Here is a 26,247-nt window from a genome sequence, read left to right as displayed (position 1 = left end):
GGCCATGCGGTGGGGGAACCGACGCCCTTCACCCCCCATCGGTGGTCTCCCTGCTAGCTTTTGATCTTGAGAGCGCGTCAGCGCGTCCAGCTTGAGAGCGAAGCGTCGCGTTCAAAGATCTTGAAGAGCTTGAAGAGCGAAAAGCGCCTCGCCGGCGGGCAGGCCGCCAAGGATGGACACAAAGCAAAAGAAAAGGCGGGGGCTGAGGTGTGCCGTGCGGCAACTACGTGAAAAAACCGCGTGCGGCAGCGGTCGGTGCGGGAGCGAGGGGCGGGCGGGGGTGTGCGGCGGGTTAGAAGGGCCAGCCGAGGACGGGGAGGCCGAGGACCGCGTCCACCGCCAGGCCGCAGAACACCAGCATCAAGTACAGGTTCGACAGGTGGAAGAACTTCATCGTGTTCGTCGACCCGCCCCGCCGCACCACCCCGTGCAGCCGGTGCGCGAAGACGGCGAACCACACGCCCGACACGGCCGCCACCGCCACGTACACCCACGACGTGACAGGGGCCAGCAGCAGCGTGCACACGACCGTGATCCACGAGTAGATGACGATCTGCCGCGTCACCTGCTGTGCCGTCGCCACGACAGGCAGCATCGGCACCCCAGCCCTGGCGTAGTCCTCCTTGAACTTCATCGCCAGAGCCCACGTGTGGGGCGGGGTCCAGAAGAAGATCACGCCGAACATCACCAAGGCCGGCCATGCCACCGTGCCGGTCACCGAGGACCAGCCGATGATCACCGGCATGCAGCCCGCCATGCCGCCCCAGATGATGTTCTGGGACGTCCGCCTCTTCAGCACCAGGGTGTAGACGAAGATGTAGAACAAGATCGTCGCGACGGCGAACACCGCCGAGATCAGGTTCGTCGTCAGCCACAGGAACGCGAAGGACAGGACGCCCAGCACCACGCCGAAGACGAGGGCGTTGCGCGGGGGGATGGCGTTCTGGGCCAACGGCCGCGTGCCCGTGCGCTTCATGACCGAGTCGATGTCCGCGTCGACGTAGCAGTTCAGCGCGTTCGCCGAGCCCGCTGCGAGGGTGCCGCCGGCCAGGGTGCACGCGATCAGCCACAGGGGCGGGAGGCCTCGGGCCGCCAGGAGCATCGCGGGGATGGTCGTGATCAGCAGCAGTTCGATGACGCGCGGCTTGGTGAGGGCCACGTACGCCCCGACCACCTGGCGGGGCGATCGCGCCGGAAGCTCGCTGACGGCACTCATCGCACTCCTCGTCAGGTCGGGGGATGAGCAGATCGTAACCGCGCGTTGAAAGCAGAGCCCGTCCGGGTACGTCTGAACGTGGGAGGAGCGCCGCTCGTATGCCCTGTGCGTACACCCACATTGCGCAAGTGGCACGGACGCCGCTACCGCCTACTAGGCTGACCGGCGGACGAGGGAAAACTGCGGCTAGGGCCAGACGGGATCGATTGAGAACCCACCGTCGGGGAGACCGCCGCCTACGTGAGACTGGAGCTGGAAGTCCGTGTCCGTCACCGATGACATCACCCGGCTGACCGAGGCCAATCTGCCCGACGACTGGACGGAGCTCGACAAGCGCGCCGTCGACACCGCGCGTGTCCTCGCGGCGGACGCGGTGCAGAAGGTCGGCAACGGCCACCCGGGCACCGCCATGAGCCTGGCGCCGCTGGCCTACACCCTGTTCCAGCGCGTGATGCGCCACGACCCCGCCGACCCCGACTGGGTGGGCCGTGACCGGTTCGTGCTCAGCGCGGGCCACTCCAGCCTGACCCTCTACGTCCAGCTCTTCCTGTCCGGTTACGGCCTGGAGCTGGACGACCTCAAGGCGTTGCGCACGTGGGGTTCGCAGACCCCCGGCCACCCCGAGCACCGGCACACCGCCGGCGTCGAGATCACCACCGGTCCGCTGGGCCAGGGCCTGGCCTCCGCGGTCGGCATGGCGATGGGCGCCCGCCGCGAGCGCGGCCTGTGGGACCCGGAGACGCCGGTCGGCCAGAGCCCGTTCGACCACCACATCTTCGTGATCGCCTCCGACGGCGACATCGAGGAGGGTGTGACCTCCGAGGCCTCTTCCCTCGCGGGCACCCAGAAGCTGGGCAACCTCACGGTGATCTACGACGACAACAAGATCTCCATCGAGGACGACACCACCATCGCGCTGTCCGAGGACACCGCGAAGCGCTACGAGGCCTACGGCTGGCACGTCCAGGTCGTCGAGGGCGGCGAGAACGTCGCCGGCATCCTCGAGGCGCTGGAGAACGCCAAGGCCGAGACCGAGCGGCCCTCGTTCATCCTGCTGCGCACGATCATCGGCTACCCGGCGCCCAACAAGCAGAACACCGGCGCGGCGCACGGCGCGGCGCTGGGCGCCGACGAGGTCAAGGCCGTCAAGCAGATCCTGGGCTTCGACCCGGAGCAGACCTTCGAGGTCGCCGACGAGGTCCTCGACCACGCCCGCGAGGTGGTCAAGCGCGGCGAGGCGGCCAAGGCCGAGTGGCAGTCCTCCTTCGACGCGTGGGCGTCGGCCAACCCGGAGCGCAAGGCGCTGTTCGACCGGCTGGTCGCGCGCGAGCTGCCCGAGGGCTGGGCGGACGTGCTGCCGTCGTGGGACCCGGACGCCAAGGGCGTGCCGACCCGCAAGGCCTCCGGTGAGACGCTGACCGCGCTGGCCGGCGTGCTGCCGGAGCTGTGGGGCGGTTCGGCCGACCTGGCCGAGTCCAACCTGACCACGATGAAGGGCTCGGACTCGTTCGGCCCCGAGTCGATCTCCACCGGCATGTGGAAGGCCCACCCGTACGGCCGCACGCTGCACTTCGGCGTCCGCGAGCACGCGATGGGCTCGATCCTCAACGGCATCGCGCTGCACGGCCCGACCCGCCCGTACGGCGGCACGTTCCTGGTGTTCTCCGACTACATGCGCCCGGCGGTCCGCCTGGCCGCGCTGATGAAGTCGCCGGTCACCTACGTGTGGACGCACGACTCCATCGGCCTGGGCGAGGACGGCCCGACGCACCAGCCGATCGAGCACCTGGCCGCGCTGCGCGCCATCCCGGGTCTGACCGTGGTGCGCCCCGGCGACGCCAACGAGACCGCGGCGGCGTGGAAGGCGACCATCGAGCAGACCGAGGGCCCCGTGGGCCTCGCGCTGTCCCGCCAGAACCTGCCGGTGCTCGAGGGCACCAAGGAGAAGGCGGTCGAGGGCGTCAAGCGCGGCGGCTACGTGCTGGCCGGCGACGGCGAGCCGGAGCTGGTGATCATCGCCACGGGCTCGGAGCTCCAGATCGCGGCCGAGGCGCGGAAGGTGCTGGAGGCCGAGGGTGTCGCCACCCGTGTGGTGTCCATGCCGTCGGTCGAGTGGTTCGACGCGCAGGACGAGGCCTACCGCGAGTCGGTGATCCCGTCGTCGGTCAAGGCGCGCGTGGTCGTCGAGGCCGGTATCGCGCAGCCGTGGCACCGGTTCGCCGGTGACGCGGGCGAGATCGTCTCGATCGAGCACTTCGGCGCCTCCGCCGACTACCAGACGCTGTTCCGGGAGTTCGGCTTCACCACCGAGAACGTCGTCGCGGCGGCCCGCCGGTCGCTGGCCAAGGTCCGCTGAATCTCCAAAAGGGGCGATGAAATGACTGCCAACCCGCTGGCCCAGCTCAGCGACGCCGGTGTGTCGATCTGGCTGGACGACCTGTCCCGCGAGCGGCTGAACACCGGCAACCTCGCCGACCTGGTGGCCAACCAGCACGTGGTGGGCGTGACCACCAACCCGACGATCTTCGCCGCGGCCCTGTCGAAGGGCACCGCGTACGACGAGCAGGTGCGCGAGCTGGCCGCGCGCGGCGCCGACACCGACGCCGCCGTCCGCGAGATCACCACCACGGACGTGCGCAACGCGTGCGACCTGTTCCGCGACATCTACACCGCCACCGACGGCGTGGACGGCCGCGTGTCCATCGAGGTCGACCCGCGCCTGGCGCACGACACCGAGGGCACCATCGCCGAGGCGCTGGACCTGGCCAAGGCCGTGGACCGGCCGAACCTGCTGGTCAAGATCCCGGCGACGATCGCGGGCCTGCCCGCCATCACCAAGGTGATCGCCGAGGGCATCAGCGTGAACGTGACGCTGATCTTCTCCACCGAGCGCTACCGCGACGTCATGGAGGCGTTCATCGCGGGCCTGGAGCAGGCCAAGGCCAACGGCCACGACCTGCGCGGCATCCACTCCGTGGCCTCGTTCTTCGTGTCCCGCGTGGACACCGAGATCGACAAGCGGCTGGACGCGCTGGACACCGAGGCCGCCAAGGCGCTGCGCGGTCAGGCCGCGATCGCCAACGCACGCCTGGCCTACGCGGCGTTCGAGGAGACCTTCACGGGTGAGCGCTGGGAGGCGCTGGCCGCCGACGGCGCCCGCGCGCAGCGCCCGCTGTGGGCCTCGACCGGTGTGAAGGACCCGGCCTACTCCGACACGAGGTACGTGGACGAGCTGGTCGTAACCGACACAGTCAACACGATGCCGGAGAAGACGCTGCACGCCGTCGCCGACCACGGCAGGATCACCGGTGACACCGTGACCGGGCGGGCCGCGCAGGCGCAGGAGGTCTTCGACGGACTGGCCGAGGTCGGCATCGACCTCGACGACGTGTTCGCCGTGCTGGAGACCGAGGGCGTCGACAAGTTCGAGAAGTCCTGGGCGGAGCTGCTGGAGACGGTGACCGGACAACTGAACCAGGCAAAGGGCTGATATGACCGAGGTGATCTCCGTGGAGATCGTCCGCTCGCCGAACGAGGACCAGGTCGCCACCGTGGTGGGCGACCTGGTCCGCGACCGGGCCGCGAGCAAGCTCACCGAAGGCGACGCCACGCTGTGGGGTCCCGACGCGGAGTCCGAGGCGTCCATCCGCCTCGCGTGGACCACCCTGCACGAGACCTCGCGCCCCCTGGTCGCCGAGATCGAGGCGCTGCGCGACGAGCTGCGCGCCGAGGGCGTGGACCGGGTGGTGCTCGCGGGCATGGGCGGCTCGTCGCTCGCGCCCGAGGTCATCACCGGCACCGCCGGCGTGCCGCTGGTCGTGCTGGACACGACCGACCCCGGCCAGGTGGCCGAGGCCCTGGCGGGGGACCTGACCCGCACGGTGCTGGTGGTGTCGTCCAAGTCCGGCGGCACCGTCGAGACCGACAGCCACCGCCGGATCTTCGAGAAGGCCTTCGCCGACGAGGGCGTGGACGCGGCGTCGCGGATCGTCGTGGTCACCGACCCGGGTTCGCCGCTGGAGGCCGCCTCCCGCGAGGCCGGGTACCGCAAGGTGTTCCTGGCCGACCCGCACGTGGGCGGCCGGTACTCGGCGCTGACCGCGTTCGGCCTGGTGCCCGCCGGCCTGGCCGGCGCGGACGTCGGCGCGCTGCTGGACGAGGCCGCCGCAGCCGCTCCCCTGGTGTCGGCCGACTCCCCCGACAACCCGGCGATCGTGCTGGCCGCGACCTTCGCGGTGGCGCACGCGCACGGCGCGGAGAAGATCGTGTTCGCCGACACCGGGTCGGGCATCTCCGGCTTCGGCGACTGGGCCGAGCAGCTGATCGCCGAGTCGACCGGCAAGAACGGCACCGGCCTGCTGCCGGTCGTCGTGGAGGGTCCGGGCGCGCCCGGGTTCGTGGACGCCCGCTCGGACGCCACGACCGTCGCGATCGGACCGGCCACCGGCTCGTCGTCGATCTCGGTCGAGGGCGCGCTGGGCGCGCAGTTCCTGGTGTGGGAGTACGCCACCGCGCTGGTGGGGCGGGTGCTGGAGATCAACCCGTTCGACCAGCCCGACGTGGAGGCGGCGAAGAAGGCGGCACGGTCCCTTCTGGACGCCCCCGCCGCGTCGGCGTCGGCGCCGGCCTTTGTGGACGGTCCGATCGAGGTGTACCCGAGCGAGGGCTGGCTGTCGCCGGACGTGAAGACCGTCGCCGACGCGATCAAGGTGCTCGTCGCCGCCGCGGGGCAGCACGGCTACCTGTCCGTCCAGGCCTACCTGGACCGGGTCGACGACGCCTCCTTCGCGCTGACCCGCGCGGAGCTGGCGCAGCGCTCGCACCTCCAGACCACGTTCGGCTGGGGTCCGCGGTTCCTGCACTCGACCGGCCAGTACCACAAGGGCGGTCACCAGAACGGCGTGTTCCTCCAGCTCACCGGGGCGTCGGAGGTCGCACTGGACGTGCCGGGCCGCCCCTACGACCTGAGCACGCTCCAGCTCGCCCAGGCGCTGGGCGACGGGCAGGTGTTGGCCGAGCGCGGTCGTCCGGTGCTGCGCCTGCACCTCACCGACCGGGTCGCCGGGCTGGCCCAGCTCGTCGAGGCCATCCAGGAGGACGGGTCGTGACCGAGCTTGCGAGGGCACCATTCAATACAGCACCGCTCGGTCATCTGTCCGACGAGCGCAGCGAGGAGGGCCGATGACCGCTCCTACCAAGCGCAACCCCCTTCGGGACCCCAGGGACAAGCGGCTGCCGCGCATCGCGGGGCCCAGCGGCCTGGTGATCTTCGGCGTGACCGGTGACCTGTCGCGCAAGAAGCTCATGCCCGCGATCTACGACCTGGCCAACCGCGGCCTGCTGCCACCGGGCTTCGCGCTCGTCGGCTTCGCCCGCCGCGACTGGGCCGACCAGGACTTCATGCAGGTCGTGCACGACGCGGTGAAGCAGCACGCGCGCACGCCGTTCCGGCAGGAGGTCTGGGACCAGCTCGCCGAGGGCATCCGGTTCGTCCAGGGCACGTTCGACGACGACATCGCCTTCGACGCGCTGGCCGCCACGCTGGCCGACCTGGACCGCGAGCGCGGCACGGGCGGCAACCACGCGTTCTACCTGTCGGTGCCGCCCAGCGCGTTCACCACGGTGGTCAACCAGCTCAAGCGCGCCGGCCTCGCCACCCCGCCCGCGGACAACCCGGGGCAGTGGCGGCGCGTGGTCATCGAGAAGCCGTTCGGCCACGACCTGGGCAGCGCCAAGCAGCTCAACAAGATCGTCAACGACGTCTTCCCCGAGGAGTCGGTGTTCCGCATCGACCACTACCTCGGCAAGGAGACCGTCCAGAACATCCTGGCGCTGCGCTTCGCCAACCAGCTCTACGAACCCATCTGGAACGCCAACTACGTCGACCACGTGCAGATCACGATGGCCGAGGACATCGGCCTGGGTGGTCGCGCGGGCTACTACGACGGCATCGGCGCGGCCCGGGACGTGATCCAGAACCACCTGCTCCAGCTGCTCGCCCTCACGGCGATGGAGGAGCCGGTGTCGTTCCGGCCCAGCGACCTGCGGGCGGAGAAGGTCAAGGTGCTGTCCGCGACCCGGCCCGTCGGCCCGTTCGACGAGACCACCGCGCGCGGCCAGTACACCGGCGGCTGGCAGGGCGGGCAGAAGGTGCCCGGCCTGGTGGAGGAGGGCGGCTTCGCCAAGGACTCCACCACCGAGACCTACGCGGCCATCACCTGCGAGATCAACACCCGCCGCTGGGCCGGGGTGCCGTTCTACCTGCGCACCGGCAAGCGGCTGGGCCGCCGGGTCACCGAGGTGGCCGTGGTGTTCAAGCGCGCGCCGCACCTGCCCTTCGACGACACCGCCACCGAGGAGCTGGGGCAGAACGCCCTGGTCGTGCGGGTGCAGCCGGACGAGGGCGTGACCATGCGGTTCGGGTCCAAGGTGCCGGGCAACACGATGGAGGTCCGGGACGTCACGATGGACTTCGGGTACGGCCACGCCTTCACCGAGTCCTCGCCCGAGGCCTACGAGCGGCTGCTGCTGGACGTGCTGCTCGGCGAGCCGTCGCTGTTCCCGAAGAACGACGAGGTCGAGCTGTCCTGGGAGATCCTGGACCCGGTCCTCAAGCACTGGGCCGCCACCGGCGCGCCGGAGAAGTACAAGGCAGGCACCTGGGGACCGGCGTCGGCGGACGAGATGCTGGCCCGCACCGGCAGGCACTGGAGGCGTCCGTGATCATCGACCTGCCCTCGACGACCACGTCGCAGGTCAACAGCAAGCTCGTGCAGCTGCGCGAGGAGGGCGGCGCGGTCACCCTCGGCCGGGTCCTGACGCTGGTCATCGTGACCGACGACGGGACCAAGACCGAGGACGCGGTGGACGCGGCCAACGACGCGAGCCGCGAGCACCCGTGCCGCGTGATCGTCGTCGCGCGCGGCGCCCGCCGCGCCGCGCCCCGGCTGGACGCCCAGATCCGGGTCGGCGGCGACGCGGGCGCGTCCGAGGTGATCGTGCTGCGCCTGTACGGCGAGCTGGCCAACGAGGGCGCGTCGTGCGTGGTGCCGCTGCTGCTGCCGGACACCCCGGTGGTGGCGTGGTGGCCCAACGAGGCGCCCGCCGTGCCCGCGCTGGACCCGATCGGGCAGCTCGCGCAGCGCCGGATCACCGACTCGGCGGCCGAGAAGAACCCGATCAAGGCGCTGGACCAGCGCAAGGCCGGGTACACGCCGGGCGACACGGACCTGGCGTGGACGCGGCTGACGCTGTGGCGGGCCATGCTCGCCTCGGCGTTCGACCTGCCCCCGTACGAGAAGGTGACCGAGGCCGAGGTCAGCGGCGAGGCGGACTCCCCGTCCACCGACCTGCTGGCGGCGTGGCTCGCCGGCTCGCTGCGGCTGCCGGTGAAGCGGGCCAAGGCCGTGCGCGGCGAGGGCATCGTGGACGTGCGCCTGGAGCGCAAGTCCGGGGTGGTCGAGCTGGTGCGCCCGGACGGCAAGGTCGGCACGCTGACCCAGCCCGGCCAGCCGGAGCGGCGGGTGGCGTTGCAGCGCCGCGAGATCCGCGACTGCCTGGCCGAGGAACTGCGCCGGCTGGACCCGGACGAGGTGTACGAGCTGGCGCTGCGGTCGCTGGGCAAGGTCGTGCGCGGCCGTACCCCGGCGAAGGCCACGGCGGCGGCCCGCCGACCCGCGCCCGCCGCGGCCGGTGCCGTTGGTTCGCCCAACGGGTCGGAGCCGGCCGGTGAGGCGCCCAGCGGCGACGGTGCGGCGGCGGACGGGTCGGCGAAGACCCCCGCCAAGGCCCCCGCCCGGGCGGCGGCGAAGACCCCGGCCAAGGTGGCGAAGGCGGCCAAGGCGAAGTCCGCCAAGGGCACGGTCAAGGTGGCGGGCAAGGGCTCGTCGGCCAGGACCAAGGCATGAGCCGGCCCGAGGTGGTGGTGCACCGCGACGGCGACCTGCTGGCCGCCGCCGCGGCGGCCCGCCTGGTCACCCGGCTGGTCGACGCCCAGACCGCGCGCGGCTCGGCGTCGCTGGTGCTGACCGGCGGCCGGACCGGCATCGCCGTGCTGGAGCAGCTGCGCGCCACCCCGGCGCGCGACGCCGTGGACTGGTCCCGCGTGGACCTGTACTGGGGCGACGAGCGGTTCCTGCCCTCCGGGCACGCGGACCGCAACGAGACCCAGGCCCGTGCGGCACTGCTCGACCACGTGCCCGTCGACCCGGCGCGCGTGCACGTCATGGAGCCCTCCGACGGCCGGTTCGGCGACGACCCGGACGCGGCGGCCGACGCGTACGCCGAGTTGCTGGCCGCGCAGGCCCGCCCGGAGGACCACGGCCCCGTGCCGTCGTTCGACGTGTGCCTGCTCGGCGTGGGCGAGGAGGGGCACACCCTGTCGGTGTTCCCGTCGTCCCCCGCGGTCTACGAGAAGGAGCGCACGGTCGTGGCCGTCCGCAACTGCCCGAAGCCGCCCCCGACCCGCGTCAGCCTGACCCTGCCCGCCGCGAGCCGCGCCCGCGAGGTGTGGCTGATGACCACCGGCGAGGGCAAGGCGGCAGCCGTGGCGATGGCCCTCACCGGCGCCGGCGAGGTCCAGTTGCCGGCGGCGGGCGCTCGCGGGCAGCGACGCACCCTGTGGCTGCTCGACTCGGCGGCGGCGGCGAAGGTCCCGGACCTGTTCACCCCTCCGCTGGCCTGAGCCCCGCGTTCGACCCCTTCACGCCGTCCGCCTCCGGGTGGGCGGCGTGATGTCGTTCACGTGTCCGCCTACCGGACGTTCGCGCTCGCAACTTTGTGGACGGCTCCGCGTCCCGTACGAGTAATCAGGGCGTCTCGTTGGGTGAGGGTGGATGGCGAGCAGGTCGGGGGCGAAGGAGCGGGTCATGCCAAGCGTGATGACAGCCCAGTACGGTGACAAGCGGCGGATGGCTGAGACGGGAGGACGGGTCCTGGCCGGCAACGCTGTCGAGAGACTGCCGAGCGGCGGGGTCAACGGCGTCCCCACCGACCGGGTGGCCGACGCTGCCCGAGGACTGCGGGCCTGGCTGGCCCGACACCGGCAACTGATGCTGGACGTGGCCGCCGTGGCGATCGCCGCGTTCGACGTGTGGTTCTGGTTCGCACCGGACGCCCAGGTCTACAACTACGCCCTGTCCGTGGTGGCGGTCGCGGCGGTGGCGTTCCGACGACGGTTCCCGTTCCTGGTGGTCCTGCTGACCGTGCCCGGCTTCCTGGCCGGCATGGCACAGCTGGCGGCCATGATCGCTCTGGGCACGCTGGCCCGGCGCAAGCTGCTGTCGACGCAGACCTACATCGCGGCGGGCTTGGTGTGGTTCAGCAGGTTCTTCCTGTGGCCACCGGACAAGTTCCTGGAACTGGACTGGACGACCCACATCCACGATGCCATCTACGGCTGCATCGTCGCCGGGATGCCCATCGCGATCGGCCTGCTGGTCCATGCGCGGGAGGAACTGTCGGCCCGCATCGCGGAACTGGCGGAGAGCCGTGAACGAGAGCGGATGCTGCACGCCCATGCCGTTCGAGCCGACGAACGCGCCCGGTTGGCCCGTGAGATGCATGATGTGGTGTCGCACCAGGTGAGCCTCATCGCCATGCAGGCGGGTGCATTGCGCATGGCTGCTGCTGATCCCAACGCGCAGCAGGTGGCTGGGACCATTCGGATGCTCAGCACCCGGACGTTGGATGAGTTGCGTCAGCTGGTGAGTGTGCTGCGTACCACGTCTGGTGACGACTCTCCGCAGCCGCGGATCGAGGACTTGCCCCAGTTGTTGGCTTCCTCGGGTCTGCCAGCGGCCCTGACGGTGCTGGGGCCGGTGGACGACCTGCCGGCGTCGATTTCCGGGGCGGTGTACCGGACTGTGCAGGAGGCTTTGACCAACGTTCGCAAGCACGCGGGCGGTGCGGCGACTTCGGTGCAGATTCAAGCGGACGCGGACGAACTCCGCGTGGAGATCCGCAACGATCCGCCGTTGGCTCCGCACGAGTGCGCGACCCTGCCCAGTGGCGGGCATGGACTGGTGGGCTTGCGCGAACGCGCGGCCTTGCTGGACGGCACTTTCGAGGCAGGACCGTCCGAGGACGGCGGCTTCCGAGTAGCAGTGACCTTCCCCCTGGCCCGCCAACTCGACTAACAAATCCGGCGCGCACTCCCCTGCCGTGCACGCCCCCACTTACCTGGCGACCAGCGGGCAGCCGTGCGGCAGCTTTTTATGGAGCTGCCGCACGGCACACCTCTACCTTAAAGGCCACGCTGCTGCTGGTCGGGCTGCTTAGCGATGGGATGCGCGGCGGGTGGCGATGGCGGTGGAGATTGCGGCCAGGGTGCCCAGGCAGCCGCCGGCGATGGCGGGCCACAAGGCGGGTTCGTGGCGTAGCAGCACCGTGGGGAGGAGCCAGACCGCGACTCCCAGCCCGAATCCCAGCGGAGCCGAGGCGATCACCGCTGCCGTGCCCGATTGCCGTCGCCGTAGGGACCTGAGCAGTGACTCCAAGTACGCCAGCGTGAACAGCAGCAACACCGCGCTGCCCGCACCCATGATGCTGATCATCGGGTTCGTCGTGGGCTGCAAGGAGAACTCGCGCTCGCCCTCGGCCGTGTGTGCCGTGGCCAAGGCCGCGCCGCCCACGATCCAGCGGGTGGCACCGGGAAGCTCGAAGGTGCCGGCGCCCGTGACATCCGCCAGGGGGATGCCCACCGCCTCGACCGTCAGCCTGGTCGCGCCCTCCCACACCACCGGCTTGGTCATGTCCCGCTCGATGATCGGCAAGTCCCGGCCCGGCACGGCGAACGGCAGCGCGACCACCAACAACGCGAACAGGGCCGCCGCCACGGCGAACCACACCGCCGGCTTCGGCGGTGTGATCAAGTCCTTCGCCGGGACCAACGTCTGCTGTCCGGACCACACGGGTGGCGGGCTGTCGACCATCGTGGCGCGTACCGGGATGTTCAGCGTTTCCCTGGGCACCGAAGGCTGGGTCGACGGCCTGGTGCTCGCCGCCGATACCTGAGGTGCCAGGTGGACGGGTAGTCCTACGCGCATGAGCCAGTCGCGGCCGAAGACTTCCGCTGCTGCGCCGGCCAGGTCTATCGCGAAGGTCTCGGCGTTGCGGTACCTGGACTGGGGGTCGCGTTCGATGCCGCGCATCACGACCTGGGCCAGAGGGGGCGGCACCTCGGTCAGCGGACGGGGTTGGTGGTGCACTCGGCGTTGGATCATGGCCAGGGCACCTCCTCCGCTTTCGAAGGGCAGGTGGCCGCTGAGCAGTTCGTACAAGACCGTGGCGGCGGCGTAGACGTCCGCTGCTGGGCTCAGGGGGTTGCCCAGGGCCTGTTCGGGGGCCAGGTAGGCGGGTGTGCCCAGGACCTGACCTGCGTGGGTCACCAGGGTGGCGCCCTCGCTGACGACCTGGGCGATGCCGAAGTCGGCGACCTTCAGTGCGCCCTGGGCGGTGAAGAGGAGGTTCTTCGGCTTCACGTCCAGGTGCAGCACGCCGGCACCGTGGGCGGCGTGCAGGCCGGAGAGGGTGGCCAGGAGCAACGCACAGGACTGGGCGGGGGTGAAGCCGTGTTCGCTGAACTTCGACCAGACCGTGCCGCCGTCCAGCTTCTCCATGACCAGCAGGTGCTCGCCGTGGTCCTGGACGTAGTCGTACACCGGCACGATGTGCGGGTGGTCCAGCCGGGCCAGCAGTCGTGCCTCGTGTTCGAACCTCGCGCTCATCCGGGCGTCCTCGGCGAGCACCTGGGGCAGGCGCTTGATCGCCACGGGACGGCCCAGCGGGCGGTGGACGCCGGCGTAGACCACGCCCATGCCGCCGTGGCCGATCTGACCGCCGATGTCGTACTGGGGCAGCGCCGCGACGACGCTGGCGCTGACCGTCACGCGGCACCGCCGGGCAGCGGGCGTGTGATGCGCTGGGTCGCCTCGGGGTCCGTGGGCGGCACGTCGTCGGATGCCGGGTGCGGGGTCAGGTAGCCCAGGAGCAGGGCGGCGGCGGCCGAGCCGAGCAGGAACGGGATCTCCGCCGCCGGTGACGGGGCCATCACCCGCAGGACGGACAGCGAGATCACCGCGACCAGGCCCGTGCCGACGCCGGCCGGGAGGAACTGCATCGCGCGCTGCCAGCGGTTGGCCGGGAGCTTGCGCCGCGCCAGGCCCCACAGTGCGGCGGCCCACGCCAGCACGGTCAGGACGAAGACGGCGAGGCCGAACACCCCGTAGACCGACCACATCGACCCGCGCACGTCACCGGTCGCGCTCACCGTCGCGACGACCTCGCGGTTGACGTCGAGGACCTCGATGTCGGTGGGCAGCAGGCCGGTCGCCTGGGTGCCGAGTTGGCCGAGGTCGAGCACGAAGGCCTTGGTGACGCTCTGCTTCGCGGGCACGTCGAAGGGCACGGTCGTGTCGTAGGAGAAGAACGTCAGCGCGAGCGCGGTGCCGGACAGGCGCACGGTCTTGATGTGGCGCACGGTGTCCGTTCCGTTGTGGACGGTCACTTCGATGCGCGTCGACGTCGCCGGGTCGAGCACGAGGTCGTCGTCCGGGGTGACCCGCTTGCCGTCCACAATGGCGCTCAGCGTGACCTCGTCGGGGGCGATCGCGTGCGCGGTCGAGGTGCCGGCGCCCAGGAAGATCCCGAGGGAGAGCAGTAAACCAACCCTGCTCATAATGCGTCTCACAGGGGCACCTCGAAGTTCATGGGCACGGACGAGTCCGGGAGTCGGTATGCGAACGGCTGGAACACTAGCTCTACTCGGTGCCGTGGCCTATGGCGTTACGACCCTTGTGTCCACACCGGCATCGGCGCAGCCAACGGCCGTCGCGACCGCCTCGCCCGAGCAGGGTCCGGTGGGCAGCACGTTCACCCTGACGTGGTCGGGCGTGTACCTCGACCCGGACTGCGGCGACTACACCGTGCGCATCATGTGGGACGGGAAGCAGGTCGTCGGGAGCGGCCGGCACTCCGGGCGCGGTGCGGGTTCGGGCACCGGCACGGTCCCGGCCGGCGCGTCCGTCGGGGGCCACCGCGTGACGGCGGTGCCGGTGTGCGCGGCCTCCGGGTACCCGACCGACAGCTTCACCGTCATCGCGACCCCGACCACCACCCGCCCGCCGGTCACGACGACCACCACCGCTCCCCCGCCGGTCACCACCACGACCACCGCGCCACCCACCACGACCACGACCCGCCCCACGACGACCACCACCACCGAGACGACGACCACGACCACCGACTCCAGCAGCTCGTCCGCCGCCCCCACGACCACCACCCCGTTCGACGGCGACGGCGCCCTGACGCTGGACAAGGACAACATCCAGCCCGGCGACCCGCTGACCGCCACCGGCACGGGGTGTCAGCCGGGTTCGGAGGTCAAGCTGTCGTCGCTGGGCGAGGACGTCGGCAAGGCGAAGGCGGACAGCTCGGGGACGTTCAGCACGCGGGTGGAGTTCGCGACCATCCAGCCGGGCCGGCACGTGATCCGGGCGGACTGCGGCATCGTGCTGGTCGGCAGCGTGGACGTGGCCCTGACCAGCTCGACCGGCGGCACCACGTCGACCCTGGTGGTGCTGGTCTTCTTCATCCTGATCGGGGCGCTGCTGCTCCGCCGCCAGTTCAGCGCCCTACGCCGCCGCACCTGATCGGGCCCCACCTGATCGGGAGAGAGGGGGCGGGGGGCCGGCGGCGGCGCAGAAGTGCGGTAGTTCGGCCTGGGACGGGTGGTCGGCGGCGGCTCGGGGTGGGCAGCGGAGTCTTCGGCTTTCCGACAGTCGCCGGCTGGTCCCGGCCGACGCTCACCCCGATCCTCGCCCCGGGCGTCCTCGCTCCGGGCCAGGGCCGGCCGAGCGCATGACGGCGGCCCCCGGCGGAGATCCGCCGGGGGCCGCTGTGCCGGTACCTGCTAGGGCTCTTCTCGCTGCTTGCGCAGCTTGGTGAGCGCCTCTTCGAGGATCGCCTCGCCGTCCGCGTCGGAGCGGCGCTCCTTCACGTACGCCAAGTGCGTCTTGTACGGCTCGTTGCGCGGAGGAGCAGGCGGGGCCTGCTCGTCCCGACCCGCCGGCAGACCGCACCGCGGGCAGTCCCAGTTCTCCGGGATCTCCGCCTCGACCGCGAACGACGGACGCGACTCGTGCCCGTTGGCGCACCAGTACGACACCCGGCGCCGGGGCGCGGACTCGCCGCGCTCCGATTCGCCCATCGGGCCTGCGCCGACGCGGGTACCGCGAATCGCGTTACCACCAGCCATCGACCCTCACACCCCCACCACTGTGGTTTCCCTGTAGTCAGTTGACCTTGAGCAGCAGCCCGATGCCGACGATGGCGATCACCCAGATCGCGCCGACGAACAGCGTCAGGCGGTCCAGGTTCTTCTCCACCACGCTCGACCCGGACAGGCTCGACTGCATACCGCCGCCGAACAACGAGGACAGCCCGCCACCGCGACCGCGGTGCAGCAGCACCAGCAGGATGAGCAGCAAGCTCGACACGATCAACAGGATCTGAAGGAACAGGATCATTTCTTCCTCGCTGTCAGGCAGGTGACGCCACAGAGTACCCGGTCAACTGCCGACCGTGGACCACCGCGGTGGTTGGGGATGTTCGAGACTCAGGGTAGTGGGCCGCCGGCGGCCAGGGCGCAGAGCTTGGTGAACTCGTCCGCGTCCAGGCTCGCACCACCCACAAGGGCGCCGTCGACGTCCTTCTGCGCGACCAGTTCGCCGATGTTGCCCGACTTCACCGATCCGCCGTAAAGCACCCGAACGGCCGACGCCACGTCCTCGCCGTGCAGCTCGGCGAGCTTGGCCCGCAGGGCCGCGCACACCTCCTGCGCGTCGGCGGACGAGGCGACCTTGCCGGTGCCGATGGCCCACACCGGCTCGTACGCGATGACGACGTCCTTCACCTGGTCGGCGGACAGGCCCGCCAGGCCCGCCACCAGCTGGTCGGTGCAGTGCTGGACGTGGTTGCCCGCCTCCCGCACGTCCAGCTGCTCGCCCAGGCAGAAGATCGGCGTGACGCCGTGCTTGAGGGCGGCCTTGACCTTGCGGTTGACCAGGGCGTCGTCCTCGTGGTGGTACTCGCGGCGCTCGGAGTGGCCCACGGTGACGTAGGAGCAGCCCAGCTTGGCCAGCATCGGGCCGGACACGTCGCCGGTGTAGGCGCCCGAGTCGTGCGGGGACAGGTCCTGCGCGCCGTACTTGAGCAGCAGCTTGTCGCCGTCGACGAGGGTCTGGATGGACCGGATGTCGACGAACGGCGGCAGCACCGCCACCTCGACCTTCGCGAAGTACTTCTCGGGCAGCGCGAAGGCGATCTTCTGCACCAGGGCGATCGCTTCGAGGTGGTTGAGGTTCATCTTCCAGTTGCCGGCGATGAGCGGCTGACGCTGTGCCATCAGTCCTCCAGAACCGACACGCCGGGGAGTTCCTTGCCCTCGAGGAACTCGAGGGAGGCCCCACCACCGGTGGAGATGTGCGAGAACCCGTCCTCGGGCAGGCCCAGCGCGCGCACGGCCGCGGCCGAGTCGCCGCCGCCGACCACGGTGAACGCCTCGCTCTTCACCAGCGCCTCCGCCACGGCACGGGTGCCGCCGGCGAACGCCTCGAACTCGAACACGCCCATCGGGCCGTTCCAGAACACGGTCTTGGCGTCGGCCAGCTTCGACGCGAACAGCTCGCGCGTCTCCGGGCCGATGTCCAGGCCCTGCCGGTCGGCCGGGATGGCGTCGGTCTTGACGACCTCGAACTCCGCGTCCGGCGCGAAGTCGGTCGCGGCCAGCACGTCCACGGGGAGCACCAGCTCGACGCCGCGCTTCTCGGCCTCGGCGAGGAAGCCGGACACCTGGTCCAGCTGGTCCGCCTGGAGCAGCGAGCCGCCGACCTCGTGGCCCTGGGCCTTGAGGAACGTGTAGGCCATGCCGCCGCCGATGAGCAGCCGGTCGACCTTGGTCAGCAGGTTCGCGATGACGCCGAGCTTGTCGGACACCTTCGCGCCGCCCAGCACGACCACGTACGGCCGCTGGAGGTCCGCTGTTGCCCGATTTCCGGCTCCGCCGGAGGCGAGCTTGTTCAAGACCTCGACCTCGGCCAGCACCAAGCCGCCCGCGTAGTGCGGCAGCTTGCGGGCCACGTCGTAGACCGACGCCTGCTTGCGGTGCACGACGCCGAAGCCGTCGGAGACGAACGCGTCGGCCTTCGCGGCCAGCTCGTCGGCGAGCGCCTCGCGCTCCGCGTCGACCTTGCTGGTCTCGCGCGGGTCGAAGCGGATGTTCTCCAGCAGCGTCACGGTGCCGTCGGCGCCGGCCTCGGTGCCCAGCTCGACGGTCTGGCCGAGCAGCTCGCCCAGCCGCACGGCGACCGGGGCGAGGGAGAACTTCGGGTCCGGCTCGCCCTTGGGGCGGCCCAGGTGCGCGGCGACCAGGACGCGCGCGCCCCCGTCGACGAGCGCCTTCAGGGTGGGCACCGACGCGCGGACGCGGCCGTCGTCGGTGATCTTGTCGCCGTCGAGGGGGACGTTCAGGTCGGCGCGCACCAGGACGCGCCGACCCGACACACCCTCGGCGATCAAGTCGCTGAGAGTCTTCACAGCTCCGCTTTCGGCTGGGGTGGTCAGAGCTTGGAGGCGACCAGGTTGACCAGGTCGGCGAGGCGGTTGGAGTAGCCCCACTCGTTGTCGTACCAGCCGACGACCTTGACCTGGTTGCCGATGACCTTGGTCAGCGGCGCGTCGTAGATGCAGGAGGCCGGGTCGGTGACGATGTCGCTCGACACGATCGGGTCCTCGTTGTAGCGCAGGTAGCCCTTGAGAGCGCCCTCCGCCGCGGCCTTGTAGGCGGCGTTGACCTCGTCGACGGTGGTCTCGCGGCCGACGGTCACGGTGAGGTCGGTGGCCGAGCCGGTGGGGGTCGGCACGCGCAGCGCGTAGCCGTCCAGCTTGCCGTTGAGCTCCGGCAGGACCAGGCCGATCGCCTTCGCGGCACCGGTGCTGGTGGGCACGATGTTCAGCGCGGCGGCCCGGGCGCGGCGCAGGTCCTTGTGCGGCGCGTCCTGGAGGTTCTGGTCCTGGGTGTAGGCGTGGATCGTGGTCATCAGGCCGCGCTCGATGGTGAACGCGTCGTGCAGCACCTTGGCCAGCGGGGCCAGGCAGTTGGTGGTGCAGGAGGCGTTCGAGATGACCGTCTGCGAGCCGTCGTACTGGTCGTCGTTCGCGCCCAGCACCACGGTCAGGTCCTCGCCCTTGGCGGGGGCCGAGATGATGACCTTCTTGGCGCCACCCTCGTCGACGTGCTTGCGCGCGGCGGCGGCGTCGGTGAAGAAGCCGGTCGACTCGACCACGACGTCCACGCCGAGGTCCTTCCAGGGCAGCTTGCCCGGGTCGCGCTCGGCCAGCGCCTTGATGGTCTTGCCGTCGACCTCGATGCCCTCGTCGTTCACCTTCACGTCGTACGGGAGCCGGCCGAGGATGCTGTCGTACTTGAGCAGGTGCGCCATCGTGTTGACGTCACCGAGGTCGTTGAAGGCGACGATCTCGATGTCGTGCCCGCTGGCCTGAACGGCGCGCCAGAAGTTGCGACCGATGCGGCCGAACCCGTTGACACCTACGCGAACCGTCACGGTGAGTCTCCTCGATACTCGACTGGCGATGTGCCAGTGGGCGTGCGGATTGACTGTTACGAGCAGCCGCGAGCCAGCCTAGCCTCCGCACTGCGTCCCTGGTCACGTGGACCACCAGGATCTCTTTATCGAGCAAGAAAATCCAGTGCTACGGTTCAGTAACCGCGACCGTGCGTGACATTTCGCGCAATCGTCTTGCGCAACGACGGCACCCGGCTGTCACCGAGCCGGCCGCACCCGGTGACAACCGCGTGAACACCCGACCCGACGACCTCACCCGACAGTCGCAACCCGCGCCGCACTCCGCAAGTCGGTGCCGGGAACGGCGCGCTGGGTACCCGGTCGACCCCAGGCAGCGACCGCGACGGGAGTGGGACCGTGACGAGTTACGCGCACCGGGTGACGGTGGACCTGCCCGCCGACGACCTCTTCGGCTTCCTGTCCCAGCCCGAAACCCTGCCGCGCTACTTCCCGGCCTTGACCGAGGTCGAGCCGGCAGTCCGGGCGAGGACGACTACCACGGGGAACTGACCGTGTCCGACGAGGGCGCGGGGCGTAGCGAGGTCGCCGTCACCCTGCACACCGAGCGCGCCGGTGGGCCGGAGGTGCAGCGCGGGCTGGAGGAGGCGGTGGCCGTGCTGACCCAGCGGGCGACCGCGGAGACCCAGACCGAGGCCGCCGAAAAGGGCGACGACTGGTTCTGAGACTGCCGTCGCGCGATCCCGGCGCACGGCGTGCGCACACAGCACTGTTACGTTCGCCGCGCTCGTGGGCCGCACACGAACGGGTAGTCGCGCCGCTATAGCGCCAGAGTCGCGCTAAATTAGCGCTATGGCGACGATCCAGGTGCGAGACGTTCCCGACGAGGTGGCCGACACCTTCCGCCGACGCGCGGCGGTGGCCGGCCAGTCGTTGCAGGTCTACATGAGGGAGCTTCTCATCAAAACCGCAATCCGCCCCGACAAGGCCGAACTCATGGCCCTTGTCGAACGAACCTTGGCCAACGAGCCCGGACCGGGGCTCGACGGGGAGACCATCCGGTCGTTGCTCGAGGAGGTCAGGGGTGGCGAGTGACTACGTGGTGGACGCCGGCGCCGCGCTGGAGGCGCTGACCGGCGAGACCTCCGCGGGCATGGTGCTGCGCACCCGGATCACCGAGTCGATCTGCCACGCACCGCACCTCATCGACGCCGAAGTCGGTGACGTGCTCCGGCGTGCGGTCATCCACGGTGTCGTCACCGAGAAAGCCGCGCGAACGAACCTGAGCGTGTTGAGCGGCCTGATCGACCACCGGTACCCGCACGCCGGTGTGGTCGCCGCGAGGGCCTGGGAACTGCGTGACACGGTCAGGTTCTACGACGCCCTCTACGTCGCCCTGGCGACCATGCTCGGCGTCCCGCTGCTGACCACCGACGTCAAGCTGAGCAAGGCGCCCGGACTGCCCTGCTCGGTGGAGTTGGTCGGCTGACCCGCACGGGGTCGGCGGTCAGACTTCGGCTTCCAGCATTTCGGCCGTGACCGCCGACTCCGTGTCCGGCATCCCGAGTTCCCGTGCCCGCTTGTCGGCCATCGCCAGCAGCCGCCGGATCCGGCCGGCGACCGCGTCCTTGGTCATCTGCGGGTCGGACAGCTGGCCCAGTTCCTCCAGGGACGCCTGCCGGTGGGCCAAGCGCAGAGCGCCCGCCGCCGCCAAGTGGTCCGGAGCCTCGGGGCCGAGGATCTCCAGGGCCCGCTGCACCCGGGCCGCCGCCGCGACCGCCGCGCGGGCCGAGCGGCGGAGGTTGGCGTCGTCGAAGTTGGCCAGGCGGTTGGCCGTGGCGCGGACCTCGCGGCGCATGCGGCGTTCCTCCCACGCCAGCACGCTGTCGTGCGCGCCCAGGCGGGTCAGCATCGCGCCGATCGCGTCGCCGTCCCGGATCACCACCCGTTCCGCGCCGCGGACCTCGCGGGACTTCGAGCCGATGCCCATCCGCCGCGCCGCGCCGACCAGGGCCAGCGCCGCCTCCGGGCCGGGGCAGGTGACCTCCATCGACGACGAGCGGCCGGGCTCGGTCAGCGAGCCGTGCGCCAGGAACGCGCCGCGCCACGCCGCCTCCGCGTCGCACACCCCGCCGGACACCACGGGCGCGGGCAGGCCCCGGACCGGACGGCCGCGCGGGTCCAGCAGGCCGGTCTGGCGGGCCAGGCCCTCGCCGTCCTTGACCACCCGCACCACGAACCGCGTGCCCTTGCGCAGGCCGCTGGAGGTGATGGTGAAGACGTCGGACTGGTGGCCGAACAGGTCGTGGATCTCGCGCCGCAGCCGCCGCGCGGTCGAGCCGAGGTCCAGCTCGGCCTCCACCACGACCCGGCCGCCGACGATGTGCAGGCCGCCCGCGAACCGCAGCAGCGAGGCCACCTCCGCCCGCCGGCAGCAGGTCTTGGAGACGGCCAGCCTGCTCAGCTCGTCCTTGACCGCAGACGTCATCGCCACGGCTCATCGCCTCCCCTGGTCTCGCGTTGTTCCACCAGCGTTGTACTCGACGCCTCCTCGGGCCCCGCAGGCAGGCCGTCCAACGCCCGACGAATGCTCAACGCGAGAGCGGCCGGGTCGTGACGGTCGGGTGAACCCGCCAGGGCGATCGGCGACAGGTGCGCCGCGGCCCCGAGAGCTGCGGCGGCGCGCCGCAGGCGGTCCGGCACGGGCACCGCGTCGGCGTCCGCGATGACGGCGTCGACGCGCAGGTTCGGGGCGTGCGCGCACAGCACGTCCAGGTGCAGCTCCGGGGAGAACCCGGCGGTTTCCCCCGGTTGGGGGACGAGGTTGAGCACGACGACCTTCTTCGCCGACGTCCGCGTCAGCGCTTCGTGCAGGGACGGCACCAGCAGGTGCGGGAGCACGCTGGTGAACCACGAGCCCGGCCCGAGCAGCACCACGTCCGCGTCCAGCACGGCCCGCACCGCCTCCGGGCACCCCACCGGGGGCTCCCCCGGGCCGCCCGGTCCGTGCAGGCGGATGCGCTGCACCCGACCGGGGGTGGTGGCCACCGCGACCTGGCCGCGGATGCGCCGCACCACGTCGAGGTCCTCGTCCAGCCCGGTGACGTCCGCTTCGATCTCCAGCGGCTCGGTGCACATGGGCAGCACGCGCCCCCGCACCCCGAGCAGCTTGCCCGCCTCGGCCAACACCGCCACCGGATCGCCCAGCTGCTCCAGCAGGCCCGCCAGGACCAGGTTGCCGATCGCGTGCCCGGCCAACGCGCCCGTGCCGCCGAAGCGGTGCTGGAACAGGTCCGCCCACAAGGCGCCCGAACCCTCGGTGTCGGCCAGCGCGACCATCGCCTTGCGCAGGTCACCCGGCGGGAGCAGACCCAGTTCGCGGCGCAGGCGACCGGACGAGCCGCCGTCGTCGGCGACCGTCACCACCGCGGTCACGTCGTCGGTGACCCGCCGCAGGGCGGTGAGCGTGACGTGCAAGCCACGCCCACCGCCTAGTGCCACTGCCTTCAAGCTCACTCGCGTCCCAGGTCCCGGTGCACGACCTTCACGGCCATGCCGTCCTCGGCGGCCAGCCGCGACGCCAGCTCCTCGGAGATGGCGACGCTGCGGTGCTTGCCGCCCGTGCAGCCCACGGCCAGCGTGAGGTACCGCTTGCCCTCGCGCCGGTAGCCGGCGCCGATCAGCCGCAGCAGCTCGTGGTAGCGGTCGAGGAACTCGTCCGCGCCCTCCTGCGTGAGCACGTAGTTGCGCACGTCCCCGTCCAGGCCGGTCTGCTCGCGCAGCTCGGGGATCCAGAACGGGTTGGGCAGGAACCGCACGTCCATCACCAGGTCGGCGTCCATCGGCAGGCCGTACTTGTAGCCGAAGGACAGCACGGTGACCCGGGTCCGGGTGGCCGACTCGCTGCCGAAGGTGTCCTCGATCTTGGCGCGCAGCTGGTGCACCGACAGCGCGGAGGTGTCCAGCACCAGGTCCGCTTCCTCGCGCAGCGGCGTGAGCAGGACCCGCTCGGCCTCGATGCCGTCCTGCAACCGCCCGTCCGCCTGGAGCGGGTGGCCGCGGCGCACCGACTCGAAGCGGCGGATCAGCACGTCGTCGGTGGCCTCCAGGAACAGCACCTTCGGCTTGTAGCCGCGGGCGTCCAGGTCCTTGATGACCGCCGCCAGGTCGTCGGTGAACGCCCTGCTGCGCACGTCCATGACCACCGCGACCCTGGTGATGGCCCCCCGCGCCTGCGCGCCCAGCTCCACCATCGTCGCGATCAGCTCGGGCGGCAGGTTGTCCACCACGAACCAGCCCAGGTCCTCCAGGCACTTCGCGGCGGTGGACCGGCCCGCTCCCGACAGGCCCGTCACCACCGCGACCTCGATGCCGGACTTCTCGCCGGCCTGTGCGCTCACGATTGCTCCCCTTCGGTACCGGCCGCGCTCAACGTCGCGTGCACGGCCTCGGCGGTGCGCCTGCCCACACCAGGCACCCCGCTGATCTCCTCGATGCTCGCCTCACGGAGTTTCTTCAGTGAGCCGAAGTGCTTGAGCAGTGCCGCTTTCCGCGTCTGCCCCAGACCCGGCACGTCGTCCAGTGCCGAGGTCGTCATGCGCTTGGACCGCTTCTGGCGGTGGTAGGCGATCGCGAACCGGTGCGCCTCGTCGCGGACCCGTTGCAACAGGTAGAGGGCCTCGCTGGTGCGGGGCAGGATCACCGGGTCGGGCTCGCCGGGGACCCACACCTCCTCCAGCCGCTTGGCCAGGCCGACCACGGCCACGTCCGTGATGCCCAGCTCGGCCAGCACGTCACTGGCGGCCTGGGCCTGCGGCGCGCCGCCGTCGACCACGAGCAGGTTGGGCGCGTAGGCGAACTTGCGCGGCTTGCCGGTGTCGGGGTCGATGCCCGGCAGCGGGCCGTCCTTGGTCTCCTTGGTCTCCCTGAGGTAGGCCTGGAACCGGCGGCGCACCACCTCGGCGATGGAGGCCACGTCGCCCTGGTCGGCCCCCTCGCGGACGGCGAAGCGCCGGTACTCGGACTTGCGCGCCAGGCCGTCCTCGAAGACCACCAGCGACGCCACCACGTCCGTGCCCTGGACGTGGCTGATGTCGGTGCACTCGATGCGCAGCGGGGCGGTGTCCAGGCCGAGGGCCTCCTGGAGCTCCTGGAGGGCCGCCGACCGGGCCGTCAGGTCGCCCGCGCGCTTGAGCTTGTGCTGCTGGAAGGCCTCCTTGGCGTTGCGCTCGACGGTCTCCATCAGCGCCCGCTTGTCCCCGCGCTGCGGCACGCGCAGCGCCACCCGCGCGCCGCGCAGGTCGGTCAGCCAGCGTTCGACCGCGGCGGCGTCGTCGGGCAGCTCCGGCACCAGCACCTCGCGCGGCACGGGCGCCGACTCGATGCCGCTGGCCCGCGCGGACTCGACCTGCTCGCCGTAGAACTGGGTGACGAACTGGTCCACCAGGTCGGCGACGGAGGTCTCGTCCACCTTGTCCACGACCCACCCGCGCTGACCGCGCACCCGCCCGCCGCGCACGTGGAAGACCTGGACGGAGACCTCCAGGTCGTCCTGGGCGAAGGCGACGACGTCGGCGTCCGTGCCGTCCCCGAGCACGACGGCTTGTTTCTCCAGGGCGCGCTTGAGGGCGGAGAGGTCGTCGCGCAGGCGGGCGGCCTTCTCGAACTCCAACTCCTCGGCGGCGGCGGTCATCTCCCGGTCGAGCTTGCGGACCATCGCGTCGGTCTTGCCCGCGAGGAAGTCGCAGAAGTCCTCGACGATGTCCCGGTGCTCGTCTTGGGTGACCTTGCCGACGCAGGGCGCGGAGCACTTGTCGATGTAGCCGAGCAGGCAGGGCCGGCCGATCTGGTTGTGCCGCTTGAACACGCCGGCCGAGCAGGTGCGGGCGGGGAAGACGCGCAGGAGCAGGTCGAGGGTCTCGCGGATGGCCCAGGCGTGGGCGTAGGGGCCGAAGTAGCGGACGCCCTTGCGGCGCGGGCCGCGGTAGACGTGGAGGCGGGGGAAGTCCTCGTTCAGCGTCACGGCCAGGACGGGGTAGCTCTTGTCGTCCCGGTAGCGGACGTTGAAGCGGGGGTCGAACTCCTTGATCCAGTTGTACTCGAGCTGGAGCGCCTCGACCTCGGTGCCCACGACCGTCCACTCGACCCCGGCGGCGGTGGTCACCATCTGCCGGGTGCGCGGGTGCAACCCGGCGACATCGGCGAAGTACGAGTTCAACCGCGACCGCAGGCTCTTGGCCTTGCCGACGTAGATGACGCGCCGGTCGGCGTCGCGGAACTTGTACACGCCGGGGGCGTCGGGGATGGAGCCTGTCGCGGGGCGATAGGTCGACGGATCGGCCACCCGACAAGCCTACGTGCGCCCCCCGACACTCAAACGCGCGCCCGACCCCTGTCCAGGGCCGGGCGCGAGCGATCCACATCACTGATCGGTCAGGCGAGTACGACCTGGTCGCCCTGGACCTTCACGGCGACCGTCTTCAAGCCGCTGGTCGCCGGACCCTTCTTCACGGCGCCGTCGGACGCGCTGAACTGGCTGCCGTGGTTCGGGCAGGTGATGGTGCCGCCGGACGGGGCGCCGACCGGGGTGCCGGCGTGGGGGCAGGTCGCGTCGAAGGCCTTCACGGTCGAGCCCGATCGGGTGATGACCAGGTTCTTGCCGCCGGCCTCGACGACCACGCCGCCGCCGTCGGGCACCTCGGACAGCGACACGATGCCCTCGGTCGCCGACCCGCCCGTGGTGGGTGCGGCGCCGCCGGTGGTCGGGGTGGAGCCGCCGTTCGTGGAACCCGTGGAGCCCGTGGAGCCCGAAGTGCCGGGGGTGCTCGCGGTGCCGCAGGCGGCCAGGCCGCCCGGGACCGCCAGTGCCACCAGGACTCCGCACAGCATCGAACGGCGGGACAGGCCGGGGTGCTCGGTGGGGGTCAAAACCGGTCCTCCGTGGTGGTGGGTCGTCGTCGTTCGGTCTCTACCGCAATACGACACCACGGGGCGCGGGGTTCAACGCTGTCGAGACGCTGTCGAGACGCTGTCAAGCCAGGAGCACGTCCTGGCCCGCCACCCGGACGGGCACCTCCGCCAAGCCCTTCTCCGCGGGCCCCGAGAGGACCGCCCCGGAAGACGGGTCGAAGGTCGAGCGGTGGGTGGGGCAGGTGATGGTGCCGGCGGTGGGTGGGTTGACGACGGTGCCCTGGTGCGGGCACGCCGGGTTGAAGGCGCGGACCGACGTGCCCGAGCGCACCAGCAGCAGCTGCCCGTCCGAGGCGACCGGCACCAACGCGCCCGAGCCGTCGGGCACGTCCGCGAGCCCGGCGATCCGGTCCCCCGCACGGGCGGACCCGACGCCGGGCTTGCGGGTCGAGCCGGTCGACGACGCACAACCGGTCAGGGCGAGCAGACCGCACAGCAGCAGCGTCCTACGTTCCACTCGCC

26 protein-coding genes are annotated in these 26,247 nt (G+C 71.1%); 12 read left to right on the top strand and 14 right to left on the bottom strand.

Annotated elements, in window-relative coordinates; translation table 11 throughout:
- Window positions 1-292 precede the first annotated feature (292 nt).
- Entirely contained in the window at window positions 293-1,216 is a 924-nt protein-coding gene (locus WBN91_RS18000; protein ID WP_337724470.1) for a heme o synthase, read from the bottom strand.
- A 262-nt stretch (window positions 1,217-1,478) separates the two neighbouring features.
- Between WBN91_RS18000 and tkt the strand changes: the two genes are divergently transcribed.
- The 7 genes from tkt to WBN91_RS17965 all read left to right on the top strand — a co-directional run bounded on the left by tkt (window position 1,479) and on the right by WBN91_RS17965 (window position 11,352).
- Entirely contained in the window at window positions 1,479-3,572 is a 2,094-nt protein-coding gene (gene tkt / locus WBN91_RS17995; RefSeq protein ID WP_337724469.1) for a transketolase, read from the top strand.
- Between the two features lie 21 nt (window positions 3,573-3,593).
- The gene (gene tal, locus WBN91_RS17990; protein ID WP_337724468.1) at window positions 3,594-4,706 is read left to right on the top strand and encodes a transaldolase; all 1,113 of its coding nucleotides are present in this window, start codon (window positions 3,594-3,596) and stop codon (window positions 4,704-4,706) included.
- Window position 4,707: 1 nt separating this feature from the next.
- The gene (locus tag WBN91_RS17985) at window positions 4,708-6,324 is read left to right on the top strand and encodes a glucose-6-phosphate isomerase (RefSeq protein ID WP_337724467.1); all 1,617 of its coding nucleotides are present in this window, start codon (window positions 4,708-4,710) and stop codon (window positions 6,322-6,324) included.
- Window positions 6,325-6,397: 73 nt separating this feature from the next.
- Window positions 6,398-7,939, top strand: coding sequence for a glucose-6-phosphate dehydrogenase (gene zwf / locus WBN91_RS17980; RefSeq protein ID WP_337724466.1), 1,542 nt, complete (start codon window positions 6,398-6,400; stop codon window positions 7,937-7,939).
- Window positions 7,936-9,123, top strand: coding sequence for a glucose-6-phosphate dehydrogenase assembly protein OpcA (gene opcA, locus WBN91_RS17975; RefSeq protein WP_337729389.1), 1,188 nt, complete (start codon window positions 7,936-7,938; stop codon window positions 9,121-9,123). Before zwf ends, opcA begins: the two co-directional genes overlap by 4 nt.
- Window positions 9,120-9,899 carry a 6-phosphogluconolactonase gene (gene pgl, locus WBN91_RS17970; RefSeq protein WP_337724464.1) on the top strand — a complete coding sequence of 260 codons (780 nt, stop codon included), beginning with the start codon at window positions 9,120-9,122 and terminating at the stop codon, window positions 9,897-9,899. Before opcA ends, pgl begins: the two co-directional genes overlap by 4 nt.
- Before the next feature lie 184 nt (window positions 9,900-10,083).
- A complete protein-coding gene (locus tag WBN91_RS17965) occupies window positions 10,084-11,352 on the top strand; it encodes a sensor histidine kinase (protein WP_337724463.1) in 1,269 nt (422 codons plus the stop codon).
- 138 nt (window positions 11,353-11,490) lie between these two features.
- Here the strand turns inward: WBN91_RS17965 and WBN91_RS17960 are convergent, their stop codons facing one another.
- Window positions 11,491-13,104 (bottom strand): serine/threonine-protein kinase, encoded by a 1,614-nt coding sequence (locus WBN91_RS17960; RefSeq protein ID WP_337724462.1) that lies wholly within the window; start codon window positions 13,102-13,104, stop codon window positions 11,491-11,493.
- On the bottom strand, window positions 13,101-13,892 hold the full coding sequence (locus WBN91_RS17955; RefSeq protein ID WP_337724461.1) for a hypothetical protein: 792 nt from the start codon (window positions 13,890-13,892) through the stop codon (window positions 13,101-13,103). Before WBN91_RS17955 ends, WBN91_RS17960 begins: the two co-directional genes overlap by 4 nt.
- A 181-nt stretch (window positions 13,893-14,073) precedes the next feature.
- Between WBN91_RS17955 and WBN91_RS17950 the strand changes: the two genes are divergently transcribed.
- Window positions 14,074-14,865 (top strand): hypothetical protein, encoded by a 792-nt coding sequence (locus tag WBN91_RS17950; protein WP_337724460.1) that lies wholly within the window; start codon window positions 14,074-14,076, stop codon window positions 14,863-14,865.
- A gap of 260 nt (window positions 14,866-15,125) precedes the next feature.
- On the opposite strand, the gene WBN91_RS17945 is transcribed toward WBN91_RS17950, so the two are convergent.
- From WBN91_RS17945 to gap, 5 genes are all read right to left on the bottom strand, one after another.
- Window positions 15,126-15,470, bottom strand: a complete 345-nt coding sequence (locus WBN91_RS17945; protein ID WP_121227993.1) for an RNA polymerase-binding protein RbpA — start codon at window positions 15,468-15,470, stop codon at window positions 15,126-15,128.
- Window positions 15,471-15,507: 37 nt separating this feature from the next.
- A complete protein-coding gene (gene secG, locus WBN91_RS17940; RefSeq protein WP_337724459.1) occupies window positions 15,508-15,741 on the bottom strand; it encodes a preprotein translocase subunit SecG in 234 nt (77 codons plus the stop codon).
- Between the two features lie 89 nt (window positions 15,742-15,830).
- Window positions 15,831-16,619 (bottom strand): triose-phosphate isomerase, encoded by a 789-nt coding sequence (tpiA, locus tag WBN91_RS17935; RefSeq protein WP_337724458.1) that lies wholly within the window; start codon window positions 16,617-16,619, stop codon window positions 15,831-15,833.
- Window positions 16,619-17,809 carry a phosphoglycerate kinase gene (locus WBN91_RS17930; RefSeq protein WP_337724457.1) on the bottom strand — a complete coding sequence of 397 codons (1,191 nt, stop codon included), beginning with the start codon at window positions 17,807-17,809 and terminating at the stop codon, window positions 16,619-16,621. The genes tpiA and WBN91_RS17930 overlap by 1 nt, the downstream gene beginning before the upstream one ends.
- Window positions 17,810-17,832: 23 nt before the next feature.
- Window positions 17,833-18,837, bottom strand: a complete 1,005-nt coding sequence (gene gap, locus WBN91_RS17925; RefSeq protein WP_337724456.1) for a type I glyceraldehyde-3-phosphate dehydrogenase — start codon at window positions 18,835-18,837, stop codon at window positions 17,833-17,835.
- A gap of 378 nt (window positions 18,838-19,215) precedes the next feature.
- Between gap and WBN91_RS17920 the strand changes: the two genes are divergently transcribed.
- The 4 genes from WBN91_RS17920 (at window position 19,216) to WBN91_RS17905 (ending at window position 20,305) form a co-directional block, all read left to right on the top strand.
- Entirely contained in the window at window positions 19,216-19,368 is a 153-nt protein-coding gene (locus WBN91_RS17920) for a hypothetical protein (protein WP_337724455.1), read from the top strand.
- A gap of 2 nt (window positions 19,369-19,370) precedes the next feature.
- Window positions 19,371-19,541 carry a hypothetical protein gene (locus tag WBN91_RS17915; protein ID WP_337724454.1) on the top strand — a complete coding sequence of 57 codons (171 nt, stop codon included), beginning with the start codon at window positions 19,371-19,373 and terminating at the stop codon, window positions 19,539-19,541.
- 127 nt (window positions 19,542-19,668) lie between these two features.
- Window positions 19,669-19,911, top strand: coding sequence for a FitA-like ribbon-helix-helix domain-containing protein (locus WBN91_RS17910; protein ID WP_337724453.1), 243 nt, complete (start codon window positions 19,669-19,671; stop codon window positions 19,909-19,911).
- Window positions 19,901-20,305, top strand: coding sequence for a type II toxin-antitoxin system VapC family toxin (locus WBN91_RS17905; RefSeq protein WP_337724452.1), 405 nt, complete (start codon window positions 19,901-19,903; stop codon window positions 20,303-20,305). Before WBN91_RS17910 ends, WBN91_RS17905 begins: the two co-directional genes overlap by 11 nt.
- A gap of 18 nt (window positions 20,306-20,323) precedes the next feature.
- Here WBN91_RS17905 and whiA read toward each other — a convergent pair whose 3' ends face one another.
- The 6 genes from whiA to WBN91_RS17875 form a co-directional block, all read right to left on the bottom strand.
- The gene (whiA, locus tag WBN91_RS17900) at window positions 20,324-21,310 is read right to left on the bottom strand and encodes a DNA-binding protein WhiA (RefSeq protein WP_121227983.1); all 987 of its coding nucleotides are present in this window, start codon (window positions 21,308-21,310) and stop codon (window positions 20,324-20,326) included.
- Window positions 21,301-22,326, bottom strand: coding sequence for a gluconeogenesis factor YvcK family protein (locus tag WBN91_RS17895; RefSeq protein ID WP_337724481.1), 1,026 nt, complete (start codon window positions 22,324-22,326; stop codon window positions 21,301-21,303). The genes whiA and WBN91_RS17895 overlap by 10 nt, the downstream gene beginning before the upstream one ends.
- 2 nt (window positions 22,327-22,328) lie before the next feature.
- Window positions 22,329-23,186 carry an RNase adapter RapZ gene (gene rapZ, locus WBN91_RS17890; RefSeq protein WP_443217742.1) on the bottom strand — a complete coding sequence of 286 codons (858 nt, stop codon included), beginning with the start codon at window positions 23,184-23,186 and terminating at the stop codon, window positions 22,329-22,331.
- 26 nt (window positions 23,187-23,212) lie between these two features.
- Window positions 23,213-25,159 carry an excinuclease ABC subunit UvrC gene (uvrC, locus tag WBN91_RS17885; RefSeq protein ID WP_337724450.1) on the bottom strand — a complete coding sequence of 649 codons (1,947 nt, stop codon included), beginning with the start codon at window positions 25,157-25,159 and terminating at the stop codon, window positions 23,213-23,215.
- 89 nt (window positions 25,160-25,248) lie between these two features.
- Window positions 25,249-25,743: a Rieske (2Fe-2S) protein gene (locus WBN91_RS17880; RefSeq protein WP_337724449.1), complete on the bottom strand. Its 495-nt coding sequence runs from the start codon at window positions 25,741-25,743 to the stop codon at window positions 25,249-25,251.
- 103 nt (window positions 25,744-25,846) lie between these two features.
- A complete protein-coding gene (locus WBN91_RS17875; protein ID WP_337724448.1) occupies window positions 25,847-26,242 on the bottom strand; it encodes a Rieske (2Fe-2S) protein in 396 nt (131 codons plus the stop codon).
- Window positions 26,243-26,247 lie beyond the last annotated feature (5 nt).

The sequence above is a fragment of the Saccharothrix sp. CCNWYY140 genome (assembly GCF_037401995.1).
Classification (GTDB): domain Bacteria; phylum Actinomycetota; class Actinomycetes; order Mycobacteriales; family Pseudonocardiaceae; genus Actinosynnema.
The sequence above is the reverse complement of the archived record's forward strand: the minus strand, read 5'-3'. Positions and strand labels throughout refer to the sequence as shown.

Excerpts from the sequence above, each read along its gene's own strand:
- WBN91_RS18000 (WP_337724470.1), bottom strand. The coding sequence starts at position 1,216 with ATGAGTGCCGTCAGCGAGCTTCCGGCGCGATCGCCCCGCCAGGTGGTC.
- tal (WP_337724468.1), top strand. The coding sequence starts at position 3,594 with ATGACTGCCAACCCGCTGGCCCAGCTCAGCGACGCCGGTGTGTCGATC.
- WBN91_RS17985 (WP_337724467.1), top strand. The coding sequence starts at position 4,708 with ATGACCGAGGTGATCTCCGTGGAGATCGTCCGCTCGCCGAACGAGGAC.
- zwf (WP_337724466.1), top strand. The coding sequence starts at position 6,398 with ATGACCGCTCCTACCAAGCGCAACCCCCTTCGGGACCCCAGGGACAAG.
- pgl (WP_337724464.1), top strand. The coding sequence starts at position 9,120 with ATGAGCCGGCCCGAGGTGGTGGTGCACCGCGACGGCGACCTGCTGGCC.
- WBN91_RS17965 (WP_337724463.1), top strand. The coding sequence starts at position 10,084 with ATGCCAAGCGTGATGACAGCCCAGTACGGTGACAAGCGGCGGATGGCT.
- WBN91_RS17955 (WP_337724461.1), bottom strand. The coding sequence starts at position 13,892 with ATGAGCAGGGTTGGTTTACTGCTCTCCCTCGGGATCTTCCTGGGCGCC.
- WBN91_RS17945 (WP_121227993.1), bottom strand. The coding sequence starts at position 15,470 with ATGGCTGGTGGTAACGCGATTCGCGGTACCCGCGTCGGCGCAGGCCCG.
- secG (WP_337724459.1), bottom strand. The coding sequence starts at position 15,741 with ATGATCCTGTTCCTTCAGATCCTGTTGATCGTGTCGAGCTTGCTGCTC.
- tpiA (WP_337724458.1), bottom strand. The coding sequence starts at position 16,619 with ATGGCACAGCGTCAGCCGCTCATCGCCGGCAACTGGAAGATGAACCTC.
- WBN91_RS17910 (WP_337724453.1), top strand. The coding sequence starts at position 19,669 with ATGGCGACGATCCAGGTGCGAGACGTTCCCGACGAGGTGGCCGACACC.